Raw genomic sequence first — 12,503 nt, forward strand, 5'->3', positions numbered from 1 at the left:
GCACGTCCTGCATCGCGTCGGCACCGGGGCGAAACGGGCCAGCGCAGAGACAACGCTCCACGCGGAGTAGATGTTACGCGGGAATCACCGGGTCAGTTCGTAAATGTGGACGTGCTGCTCACGGTGTCTCAGGTGAGCCAGCTGGGCGAGCCGCGGCGAGACCGGGCCGTCGTACAGATCGGCGTACAGCCAGCGCACGGAGTACTGCTCGCGCAGACGGCGCAGGACCTCGGGCGTCGGTGAGTCGATGGCCTCGTTGGTGAGCTGGACGCGGTCCGGCCAGGGCGACGGCTGGTTTGTGTAGCGCCTGCCGTTGACGCCCTGCCTGCTCATCGCCTGCTGGGTGTAGGCCCAGCCTTCGATCAGCGTACGACGGCCGGCGATCCCGCTGACGAGGTAACCACGGGTGTCGCAGCCCGGGCGCTCCGGCCCGGCCGGACGGCACCACGTGTTGCTCGCGACGACATCGTTCGGCCGGGAGTTGCGCGCCAGCCAGAGCGCCGCGGCGGCTTCGTCGGGATGGACCCGCCAGTGCGGCGACGTGAACGACTTGGACTGGTGGCTGGCGGTCGCCCGGACGCCGAGTGCGAACGTGCTCGCCGCCGGCACGGCGAGGATCGTTGCCAGGGCAACGACTCCCCCGAGCCCCGCCAGCTGGGACCAGCGCTTCGCCGCCAGCGGCCACAGCATCGTGAGCACAACAGTCACTGCCAGCACGGCGACCAGCGGACGAGCCACCAGGACGACGCGGTCGAGCTGGTCACCCCTCGGCGTGACCTTGGCCGCCGTCAGGGCGGCCGTGTAGACGAGGCCGAGTCCAGCCGCCAGTACGCCGACGACGATCGCCGCGCGCCGCCGGTCCTGCAGCTGCTTGAACCAGAGCGCCGCCAGCCAGCCGGTCGCGGCCAGGCTCATCGGCACGACGCTGCGGACGAAGTACGACTCGCTGGCCGACGGGTGGTCGACCAGGAGGAACCCGGCCCAACCGGCGACGAGCCCGCCGAGCAGGAACCAGCCGAGCGGGTCCCGTCTGACCTCACGGCGTCCGAGCAGCCCGTAGCCGGCCAGTGCGACCGCCTGGGCAACCAGCATCAGGGCGAACACGACCAGTGCGCCGACGACCGACAGGAACCGGCCGGAGGTCAGCGCCGGGAGGAGGAGCCCGCCGCCACCGGCTGGCGTCGCGTCGCCTGTGGCGGCCCGGTACCCGCCTTGGAGCTTGACGATCGCCAGCAGCTGCAGGCCGGAGCCGCTGGTGCTCCCGGCCACGGTCAGCAGCGTGCCGACCGCGGCAGCCACGAGCAGTGCACCGGCCGCGATGAAGCGAGCAGGCAGCTTGCGGTCCCGGATCAGGACGAACAGCGCGGACAGGCCGACCGCACCGACCAGGATCGGCAGGATGGTCGGCTTGGACCCACCACCGACCACGGCGACCGACAGCGCGAGCACCCACAGGCCCTTCGGCTGCCGGCCGCGGAACAGCAGCTCCACCAGGAACACGGCGGCCGCCGTACCGGCGAGCATGCCGAACGTCTGCGACGGACTGACCAGGCTGAACGGCGGTGCCAGGTCCACACCGTTGTCGACGAACAGCGCGAGCTGCGGCGCGGCAACGGCGACGGCCACCAGGACGCCGGTCCACCAGGCGCGGCTGACCGTCCGGGCGAAGGTGGCGAAGACCAGCAGGCCGACGACCAGCATCGGGAGCAGCCAAAGCCGGTAGAGCACGAGGATCGGCGACAGCCGGGTGATGTCGACGGCGGCGGCCATGTCCGCGTTGGCGAACCAGTGGTAGTCCAGCTGGAGCCCGGCGACCTGCGGCAGCTGCGGCGGCGCGGATCGGGTCAGCTCGTTCACCATCGACAGGTGGAACAGCAGGTCCGGGTAGTACGCCGTACCGGCCGGTGGCATCGGGTGGTACGCGTAGACGCCGAAGGTCGCACCGCCGACCATCACTGCCGCGGCCGCTGCGAGTCCCCACGTCCAGGCCATCGGCAGCGGCCTGGGCTCAGCGATCCGCCAGTGCCTGCGCAGCCGCGGTACGGCAGCGAACAGCGCGAGCACCAGCGCCGGCCAGACGACAAGCGCCTGCTGCCAGCCAGCCACGGTGAACAGGGCCCAACCCAGCAGCTGATAGGTGATGCCGACGACGGCGCCCAGGCCCAGGTCCTCGGCCCAGTTCCCGGTGCTGCGCCAGAGTGCGCGCAGCAGGAGGACGCCGGGCAGGGCAACGCCTGCGCTGAAGTAGACGGCGTACCGGAGGATCGCGGTGATCGGTACGTCGACGGACAGCAGGCCCGCGAGCGCGACGACGAGCGGGAGCAACCACGGCATCAGCCGGGTCATCGGTCGGGCGGAACGCTCCGTCGGACCGGCGGGAGCAAGGTCGACGAGGGTCAAGTCGGTAGGATTTCCCGCTCCAGGGCCTGGTGGCCGCTGTCGTCGAGACTGTCGTAGCCGACCAGGAACTGCGGCCGTTTCTGACTCGACTGGAACAGGCGGGCGACGTACTCCCCCAGGAGGCCCAGGCACAGCAGCTGGATCGCACCGATCACGGCCACGGCCAGGACGGTCGACGTCCAGCCAGGGATGCTCTGGCCGGTCAGCTTGATCGCCAGCGCGCCGATCACGAACGCCACCGACAGCAGCCCGCCGAACAGGCCGAGCCAGGTCGCCAGGCGCAGCGGCGCGGCCGAGAAGGCCGTCACGCTGTCGAACGCGAGCCGGAGCATCTTGCGCAGGTTGTACTTCGTCACGCCGGCGGCCCGCTCGGCCCGGACGTACCGGACCTCGGCACTCGGGAAACCGAGCCACGGAATCACCAGCCGGAACACGCGACCGTCCTCGGGCAACGCGTTCACCGCGTCCACCACCCGCCGCGAGACCAGCCGGAAATCGGCGGCGTCGAAAGGAATGTCGCGGCCGACCAGGCGACACATCAAACGGTAATACATTCTCGCGGTGGTGCGTTTCGCCCAGCTGTCGCTGGAACGGTCCGACCGGACGCCGTACACGACGTCGACGTCCCGGTCCCGCGCGGTCGCCAGCAGCTCGGCGATCACCTCGGGCGGGTCCTGCAGGTCGGCGTCGATGGTGACCACGTAGTTGCCGCGAGCCCGGCGGAAGCCCGCCGAGATGGCGGCCTGGTGCCCGGAGTTGCGCAGCAGGCGGACCAGGCGCAGCTGGGGCCAGTCGGTCGCGGCCGCGAGCAGCATCGAGGCGGTCGCGTCGCGGCTGCCGTCGTCGACGACGAGCAGCTCGTAGCTGACCCCGAGTCCGTCCAGCAGCGGCCGCATCCGGTCGAAGAAGATCGGCAGCACCTCTTGCTCGTCGTACATCGGCACGACAACGGACAGGTCAGGAACCTGCTCGCCCATCGAACCCACCCCCAGCTGATTTTCTCTCCACAGTAAACAAGAACGCTCCAAAAGCCCGAAAAGATGCTTCTGCCGGTGAATTGGCAGTTAGTTGCCGGTGATTCGCACCACGGTGACGCCGCGGTTGCGGAACGCCACTTCGACGCCTTCGCCGGTGGCGACGGTGGCCGGGCGCCCGTTCACGCGGTCGACGAAGAGCCAGCGCACGCCGTACCGATCGCGGGCGCTCCGGATGGCCGAGGGGTCCGGCCGCGAGAACAGGCGGGTCGTCAGCTCCCACCGGTCCCGCCAAGGCGAGGGCTGCAGCATGTAGCCCTTGCCGCCGATGCCGTGCAGGCTCATCACCTGCTGGGTGTAGCCCCAGCCTTCCAGCAGAGTCCGGCGACCGGCCAGACCGCTGACGAGGTAGCCCAGTGCGACGCAGTCCCGGCGTTGGGACAAGCAGGCTGTATTGGTCGCGACGACGTCGTCCGGCGCCGAGTGCTGCTGCAGCCAGCTCGCGGCCTCCTGCTCGTCCGCGTTGTAGAGGCCGTACTTGGCGGAGTAGACCAGTGGCGCCGTCGACTCCCGAGAGCTCCGGGCTTGGTCGACCATGCTGCTGAACGCCATGCCCATGACGACCAGTACGGGCACGAGCAAGCCCACCCCTGCCAGGTCAGCTCGGGCGGCCACTACCCGGTGCCAGCAGAACCAGGCGAGCAGGGCGAGCACCACGAAGACGACCACGCCACGAGCCACTGAGAGCACAGCAGTCCAGCCGGTGCCGAGGACTGGCTCCTCGACCCACTGCTGCGCGGCGAAGATCAGTACGCCGTACAGCAGGCTGGCCACTACTGGTCCGGCGAGATGGTGGACGGCGCGACCGCGGATCGCGACAGTCACCATCCAGGCGGCAGCGACGGCCGCGAAGGGGACTGCTCCGCGGAGGAAGTAGAACTCGCTCGATGACGGGTGATCCACCAGGAGGAAGGCTGCCCAGGCCGCAGCCAGCGTCCCGAGCAGGAACCAGGCCGTGGGGTCGGTGCGGGTGCGCCGGGACGCCAGCAACCCCGCTCCGACCAGCAGGCCGACCTGACCGATCAGGACCACGGCCAGCAGGACCAGCACCGCGCTGACTCGCCCCTCCGCGATCGGCCGCAGCAGGAAGTCCCCGGTCGCAGCGAGGGAGGTGTCGCCGGTTGTCGCCCTGTACGGCGTACCCATGGTCCGCAGGACAGCCAGTGGTCTCAGACCGGATCCACCGGTGCTGCCGGTGACGGTCAGCATCGCGATCACTCCGGCGATCAGGAGGAACCCGCAGGCGAGCAGAGACCTGGCGGGGACCCCTCGTTTGCGCACGGCCAGGTAGAGCCCGGCAAGGCCGGCACCACCCAGCAGCAGCGGAAGCACTGTCGGCTTGGCACCTCCACCGACGACGGCCAGTGCTGTGGCCAGCACCCAGACACCTGGTCGGCCACGGCGGTAGAGGGCCTCGACGAAGAACACCGCGGCCGCCGTCAGGACGACCAGCGCGAACGTCTGCGAGGGGCTCGGGTAGTAGATCAGGTTGCCGACGACCGAGAGCCGACGGTGGCCGATCAACGCTCCGGACGCCGGGACCGCCAGGATCGCGACCGCGATCACCGCCGCGATCCACTGCCGGCTGACCTGCCGGGCGAGCGTCGCCGTCAGCAGGACGACGACGGCGGTGAGCGGGACGGGCCACAGCCGGAAGAGGACGAGCTCCGGCGACAGGCCGGTGAGGTGCGCGGCCGCGGCCATGTCGGCGTTGGCGAACCAGTGGTAGTCCAGCGGAAGCCCGGCGACCTGCGGCAACTGCGGCGGCACCGACCGCATCAGCTCATGAACCATCGACAGGTGGAAGAGCATGTCCTGGTGGTACGCCGGCGTGAACTGCTGGTCGAGGTTGTTCTCGGCGACACCAGGTGCGAGGTGGTACAGCATCGGGCCGGTCAGCACCGCGAACAGCATCACGGCGAGCGAGAGGGCCACACCCCAGGACCACACGTGCGGCAACGGCGCCGGGGTGGCGATTCGCCAGTACTGCCTGAGCTTCGGCACGACGGCGAAGGCGACGAGCAGCGCAGCCGGCCAGAGCTTCAGCCAGGGCTGGATGCCGAGCGCGGTGAAGCCGGCCCAGCCCGCGAACTGGTACACGATCCCGACCGCCGCACCGAGCGCGAAGTCCTCCACCCAGTTGCCGGTACTGCGCCAGAACGCGCGGACCAGTAGAAGCCCGGGCAGCACGACGCCGACCACGAAGTACAAGTCGTAGCCCAGCACCGTCGCAAGCGGGACACCCGTGTGAACCGCCCCGAAGACCGCCACCAGCACAGTAAGTGCCCAAGGCAACAATCGGAGGCCACCCCGACCCGTCCACCGCTGAACGACCGGGCCCGGAAGCTTCTCGACCAGCACCATACCCAGAAGACGGATCCGACCGCCGATGGTGTTGTCCCGTTGACGAAGGCAACTTCCTGTAAGCCCCACGGAACGCTGCGTGCGGTGTCGGGCCCCTTCGAGCACAACGCCTTCGGACGGATCGGAGTAGCGGGTCATACCTGTCCATGTCCGCAACCACCCCAGACATCACAGCCAGACTTGCCCGAGCCGGTCAAACGCGCTGAACGAGGTGCCCGCCCGCACCGAGAACGAGCCGCCAGTACCAGCAGCAGCCCGACGTTGCCGGGCTCCAGCCCAGCCCACCGAGCCAGCCAGGCCGGCACAACAGGGTGGTGCCTAGGTGAAGGCGGGGGTGCGCGAGATGAGCGCGGACACGCGGGCGGTGCGCGGACACGCGAGGTGCGTGGAGTGCACGGAGTGCGCAAAGCGCGGGCGCAGGCGGTGCGGGGCGGCGAGGGGCGACGCCAGGCCGCGCGGGTGCGCGGAGACGCGCGCGGGTGCGCGGCGCGCGCGGGTGCGCGGACACCCGGGGGCGCGGACACGCGCGGAGTGCGCGGGGGTGCGCGAAGCGCCGGGGCGCGAGGGACGCTGGCGGTGCGCCGAGCCGCGGTGCTGCGCGGGCAGCGGGGTGCGCGGAGTTGGTTCCGCAGGGCTGGTGCACCGCGCGCCGCTGGTGCCGGGGCGCGGGGCTAGGGGGCGCTGGTGTCGCGAGGGTGGTGGTGGCAGGTGGTGTTGCGGGTCAGGGGTTGGAGACTGCGGTTGCTCCGGTGCGGCGGGGGTCGCCGACTGCTTGTAGGCCGGTGTCGGGGGACCAGAAGGCGGCGGCTACGCCACCGAAGTACATGGAGTGGGGTGGCATGGGGCGGAGAGGGAGGCTGGTGGTTGCGGCGGTGAGTTCTAGGTCGTCCTCGTGGTCGACTACGACGTCCGCGCGGACTCGGACGTGGAGGCGGGGGTGTTCGACGGCTTCCTCCAGGGACAGGCCGCCGTGGGTGTAGAGGGCGTAGGTCTGGGCGATCGCGGTGGGGATCCGGTCCGAGCCTGGGGAGCTGATGGCGAGGACCGCGCCGTCGCTGGCGCGGCGGGCGACGCTGGGGGCCATGTTCGAGGTGAGGCGGGTGCCGGGGGCGAGGCTGTGCGGGCCGCCGGCCAGCAGCTCCTGCTCGCCGAGGGCGTTGTTGAGCCAGATGCCGGTGCCGGGCGTCATCACCCCGGAGCCATACCCGGACGAGACCGTGATCGCGCAGGCGTCGCCCTCGTCGTCGACGACGGAGACGGTCGCCGTACTGGGTGAAGTGAGCGCGCGCAGGTCGCCGGCCGAGGCAAGGTCGAGCAGCTTCTGGCCTTCGAGGCGGCGTACGTCCTCCTCGTCGAGCTCGGCCAAGCGCCGGCCGAACACAGCATGCTGGACCTCGACCAGACGCTCCAGCTCGGCCGGGTTCCAGGCGCCCTGGGCCGGTACGCCGTCGAGCAGCGCCAGCATCGCCGCGACGGCGACCCCGCCGACGGCGGGCGGCGGATTGGTCGCGAGGCTCCAGCCGTTCTGCTTGACGACCAGCGCCGGCCGGACGATCGCCTCGTACGCCGCGAGGTCCTCGGCGGTGAGGATGCCGTCGTTGGTCTGCATGTCGTGCACGAGCAGGCGGGCGAGCTCGCCGGTGTACATGGTCTCGGCGCCGGCCTCGGCGATCAGCTCCAGGGCCTCGGCCAGCTCGGGGATGACGACGGTGGTGCCGGCCTTGATCACCTGGCCCTCGTCGTCGTGTACGACGCCGTGGCTCGGCTGGTGCCAACCGAAGATGATGTCGTGGGTGTAGCCGAGGTAGTACCCCGAGGTGCGGCTCAGCGTGAAGCCCTGCCGCGCGACCTCGATCGCGGGCTTCACGACCTCGTTCCACGGCGCCTTGCCGGAACGGCGGTGCGCGAGGTCGAGCGCCTTCATGCCGCCCGGCGTCGCGACCGAACCGTGCCCGACCGTGGTCGTCGTACCGCCGCCGTAGTCGGTGGTCACGTCCCAGATCCCACGCCCGAACCGGTCCTCGGGCAGCCCGCGGCCCGGCATCTCCACCCAGCCGTCGATGGTGACCGGCTCACCACCGGCCACCTGCAACGTGACGAACCCACCCGAGGCCGGCGAGACCACCCCGATCTCGTTCACCATCGTGACCAGCGTCGCGGCGATCGCGGCATCCACCGCGTTACCGCCCTCCGCCGCCAACCGCACGCCCGCCTCAGCCGCCGTCCGGTTGGGCGCAGCCACCGCCACCCGAGGATGCGCCCCCATCAGCCCACACACCCGATACGACGGGCGGCCGCACACCCGGCACGGCGAGCACCTGCACACCCAGCACCTGCCGCCCGTCGGCCCAGCACCGGAAGGCGACCCAACCGCCCCTGCACGGAGACGACTCGGCGTCCTCGGCGACGGCTGCGAGCACACCCGGCCCGACGAGCAGTTGCCCGCTCCCCCGCACCGGCAAGCCGAACCGCCGACTCCGCCCCGCCGCGGCAGGCCGCGAACTCGCCCGCACCTGCCACAGACCTGGTACCGGTCGGCCCCGCACCGGCGAACCGATGCGGGGCGACCCCGACGGCAGTGGCGTTCATCGGTCAGCCGACGCGCTGGACCGCATTGAAGCGGTCGACGGCGACCTGGACGGCGGCCTGGCGGGTGTCGGCGACCTCGTTCTCCTTGAGGGTCCGGTCCGGTGCGCGGAAGCGGAGCGCGAAGGCGAGGGACTTCTTGCCCTCGCCGATCTGCTCGCCGGTGTAGACGTCGAACAGCCGGATCGACTCCAGCAGGTCGCCGGCGCCCTCGGACAGCGCGGCCTCGACGTCGGCGGCCGGTACGTCGGCCGCGACGATCAGCGCCACGTCCTCCTTGGCCACCGGGTACGACGAGAACGGCTGCGCCGTGACCGTGGCCGGACCGGCCGCGATCAGCGCGTCGAGGTTCAGCTCGACCGCACTCGAACGCGCCGGCAGGCCGAACGCCTGACACACCTTCGGATGCAACTCACCTGCGTACCCGATGACAACGCGACCGATCGCGACGTCGCCTCCCGCGCGAGCATCGGCCGGGCCGGCGACCGTCAACTCAGCACAGCGCCCCGGGTGCCACGGCGCGCGCTCTACGTTGCGAACGGCCGGCTCGACGCCGACCGACGTCGCGATCGCGCGCGCGACCTGGACGGCGTCGGCCCAGCTGACCTGCTGGCCCTTGCCCCACCAGCCGGTGGGCGTCCGCGCACCGGTGAGCACGACGCCGATGTGCAGCGGCTGCTCGGGCAGCGCGTCGTACAGGGCCTTGAGCTCGGCGTCGGTCGGACGCTGCGCGACGGCCGGCAGTGGCGCCGGCTTGGCGTCCGGGCGCGGGGTGAAGACGAGGCTGGTCTGGAAGATCGCCAGGTCGGTCGAACCGCGACCGACGTTGCGTTCGGCGGTCCGCAGCAGCGTCGGCAGGAGCGTCGTCTGCATCGACGGCTCCTCGTCGGACAACGGGTTGACCAGCTTCACCGTCGTACGGCGTACGTCGTCCGCCGGCAGCCCCATCGCGTCGAAATCGGCCTCCCCCACGAACGGGTACGACACGACCTCGGTCAGCCCAGCACCCACCAGCGCGGTGGCGACCCGGCGACGCCGACGCTGCGACACCGTCAGCCCCTGCCCACCAGGAGCGGGCGGCAACACCGACGGCACGTTGTCGAACCCGAACAGCCGAATGACTTCCTCGGCGAAGTCGTTGGGGTCGCGCAAGTCGGGCCGCCACGACGGCGGGGTCGCCAGCACCAGGTCGGTGCCGTTGATGGATGAGGTGGGGAGAGAGGTGCCGTCGCCCCGATCCGCGACGGCTTCGCCGCGCGACGACCCGGTGGAGCCGGAGCCCGACAGGGCACGCGCGGCGTCGGGTCCGCCGAGAACGGGGTCGAGTCCGCCGAGAACGGCGCCGGACACCGTCGCGCCCGCCGAGCCGACGGCGAACGCCGACGCGATCGCGCCCGCCGAGCTGACGGCGAACGCCGACGGGGTCGCGTCGGCGGGCGCGAGAGCGACCGCGCAACCCACCGACCGCAGGTGCCGCAGCGTCTCCTCCACCGTGATCGACGCACCAGCAACCCGCGCCGCGTGGTCCGCCCGGAAGGTCACCGCCGGGGCCGCCGGATGCGTGTCGATCAAGGTCTCCTCGGCCAGGATCGTCCCGCCGGCGAGCTCCGCCAGCAGGTCGGCGACCCGCTGCGCGGCGTACCGCGGGAGCGCCGGGTCGACCTCGCGCTCGAAGCGGCGCGACGCCTCCGACGACAGCTTGTGCCGCCGCGAGGCGCGCGCGATCACGATCGGGTCGAAGTGCGCCGCCTCGATCACCACGTCGGTGGTCGACTCGGAGATCTCGGTCGAGGCGCCGCCCATCACGCCGGCGATGCCGATCGGGCCGGAGTCGTCGGTGATCAGCAGGTCCTCGGTGTCCAGCTCACGCGTCTGGTCGTCGAGCGTCATCAGCTTCTCGCCGGCCGTCGCGCGCCGGACGACGATGTCGCCGCTCAGCCGGTCCTTGTCGTACCCGTGGATCGGCTGGCCCAGCTCGAGCATCACGTAGTTGGTGACGTCGACGCCGATCGAGATCGGCCGCATCCCCGACGCGACCAGCCGCTGCTGCAGCCAGCGCGGCGACGGCGCCTTCGGGTCGATGCCGGTCACCGTCCGGGTCACGAACACGCTGCACCCGTCGGCGTCCTCGACGCGCACCGGATACCCGCCGGAGCCCGAACCGTTGACCGCCAGCCCGGCCGGATCCTTCAGCGGCACCCCGTACGCCGTCGCAGCCTCGCGGGCCACCCCGCGGATGGACAAGCAGTACCCACGATCCGGCGTGACCGCGATGTCCAGTACGTCGTCGCGCAGCGAGAGCAGGTCGATCGCGTCGTCGCCCGGCGTCGCCTCGCCCGGCTTCAGCACCACGATGCCGTGCGTGCCGTCGTCGCCCAGCCCGAGCTCGGCGCTCGAGCAGATCATCCCGGCCGAGACGTGGCCGTAGGTCTTGCGGGCCGCGATCGCGAACCCGCCCGGCAGCACCGCGCCGGGCAGCACGACGACGACCAGGTCGCCGACCTCGAAGTTGCTCGCCCCGCAGACGACCCACTGCGGCTCGTCCTTGCCGATGTCGAGCGAGCACCAGCGGATGGTCTTGCCGTTCTTCTGCGGCTCCGGCTCGAAGGTCAGCACCTTGCCGACCACCAGCGGACCGGTCAGGTCGGACTCGACGACGGTCTCCACCTCGAGCCCGGCCCGGATCAGCTTCTCGCCGACCTGCCGGCCGGTCACGTCGTCCGGCAGCTCGACGTACTCACGAAGCCACGACAGTGGGACCCGCATCAGATCTCCATCCCGAACTGGCGGCTGAACCGCACGTCACCCTCGACCATGTCCCGCATGTCCTCCACCCCGTTGCGGAACATCAGCGTCCGCTCCAGGCCCATCCCGAACGCGAACCCCGAGTACCGCTCGGGGTCGATGCCGCAGGCCTGCAGGACCCGCGGGTTGACCACGCCGCAGCCGCCCCACTCGATCCAGCCCTCGCTGCCGCAGGTGCGGCACGGGCGATCGGGGTTGCCGACGGAGGCGCCGCGGCAGACGAAGCACTTGAGATCGACCTCGGCCGACGGCTCGGTGAAGGGAAAGAAGTTCGGCCGCAGCCGCGCCTCCAGGCCCTCGCCGAACATCGACACGACGAAGTGGTCCAGCGTGCCCTTGAGGTGCGCGAGCGTGATGCCCTCGTCCACCACCAGGCCCTCGACCTGGTAGAAGACCGGCGTGTGCGTCGCGTCGAGCTCGTCGGTGCGGAACACGCGGCCCGGGCAGATCACGTAGATCGGGGGCTTGCGGGTCAGCATCGAGCGGGCCTGCACCGGCGAGGTGTGGGTCCGCAGGACCGTCCCGGAGCCGGCCGGCTCGACGAAGAAGGTGTCCTGCATCTGCCGCGCCGGGTGGTCGGGCTGGAAGTTCAGGGCGTCGAAGTTCAGCCACTCGGCCTCGACCTCGGGACCTTCGGCGACGTCCCAGCCGAGCGCGGTGAAGACGTCGGCGACCTGCTCGGAGATCAGCGACAGCGGGTGCCGCGCACCGGGCTGCGGGCCGGTCCACGGCAGCGTCACGTCGACCTGCTCGGTGGCCAGCATCCGCTCCTCGTGCTCGGCCTCGAGCACGGTCAGGCGGCCGGCGTACGCGTCGTTGATCGCCTTGCGGGCCGAGCCGATCCGCTGGCCGGCCTCCTTGCGGCCCTGCGGCGGCAGCGCGCCGATCTCGCGGTTGGCCAGTGCGATCGGCGACCGCTCGCCGAGGTGGGCCAGCTTGGCTTCCTGCAACCCGGCAAGGTCCACGGCGTGAAGGAAAGCGGACACGGCCTCGTCCCGCGTCCGTTCGACCTCGTCGGCGTGCAACGGAGTCACCTCGACGGGGTCGTAGTTCTTGTTGGGACCGGACATGGCTCGCTCTCGGGTCGCTGGTACCTAACGGGGCTGCTGGCAGTCTAGGAACCCGCGGCGCCCGAGCGTGAATCGGTTGTCCACAGGCCGCGCCGCTGCGCGTTGTTGCGCGGTCGCGACAAGCCCTGCGCAAGTTCAAGCGCCCGATCTGTTGACTCCCCGGGCCGCCGCTCGTAGGGTCCCGGTTAATTTCAGCATGCTCCTAAGTCGACTTCGGCCATGCCCGTAACCAGGGCCCGTCCGT

6 protein-coding genes are annotated in these 12,503 nt (G+C 71.1%); all 6 read right to left on the bottom strand.

Annotated features, from left to right (window positions below):
• Positions 1-84 precede the first annotated feature (84 nt).
• The 6 genes from HDA39_RS20135 to pheS all read right to left on the bottom strand — a co-directional run bounded on the left by HDA39_RS20135 (position 85) and on the right by pheS (position 12,259).
• Positions 85-2,334 (bottom strand): hypothetical protein, encoded by a 2,250-nt coding sequence (locus HDA39_RS20135; RefSeq protein ID WP_238356104.1) that lies wholly within the window; start codon positions 2,332-2,334, stop codon positions 85-87.
• A gap of 62 nt (positions 2,335-2,396) precedes the next feature.
• Positions 2,397-3,377 carry a glycosyltransferase family 2 protein gene (locus tag HDA39_RS20140; protein ID WP_184797260.1) on the bottom strand — a complete coding sequence of 327 codons (981 nt, stop codon included), beginning with the start codon at positions 3,375-3,377 and terminating at the stop codon, positions 2,397-2,399.
• 87 nt (positions 3,378-3,464) lie between these two features.
• On the bottom strand, positions 3,465-5,705 hold the full coding sequence (locus tag HDA39_RS20145) for a hypothetical protein (protein WP_184797262.1): 2,241 nt from the start codon (positions 5,703-5,705) through the stop codon (positions 3,465-3,467).
• A gap of 814 nt (positions 5,706-6,519) precedes the next feature.
• The gene (locus HDA39_RS20150) at positions 6,520-8,040 is read right to left on the bottom strand and encodes a gamma-glutamyltransferase (RefSeq protein ID WP_337925811.1); all 1,521 of its coding nucleotides are present in this window, start codon (positions 8,038-8,040) and stop codon (positions 6,520-6,522) included.
• 350 nt (positions 8,041-8,390) lie between these two features.
• Positions 8,391-11,150 (bottom strand): phenylalanine--tRNA ligase subunit beta, encoded by a 2,760-nt coding sequence (gene pheT, locus HDA39_RS20155; RefSeq protein WP_184797266.1) that lies wholly within the window; start codon positions 11,148-11,150, stop codon positions 8,391-8,393.
• Positions 11,150-12,259, bottom strand: coding sequence for a phenylalanine--tRNA ligase subunit alpha (gene pheS, locus HDA39_RS20160; RefSeq protein WP_184797268.1), 1,110 nt, complete (start codon positions 12,257-12,259; stop codon positions 11,150-11,152). Before pheS ends, pheT begins: the two co-directional genes overlap by 1 nt.
• Positions 12,260-12,503 lie beyond the last annotated feature (244 nt).

The sequence above is a fragment of the Kribbella italica genome (assembly GCF_014205135.1).
Lineage (GTDB): Bacteria > Actinomycetota > Actinomycetes > Propionibacteriales > Kribbellaceae > Kribbella > Kribbella italica.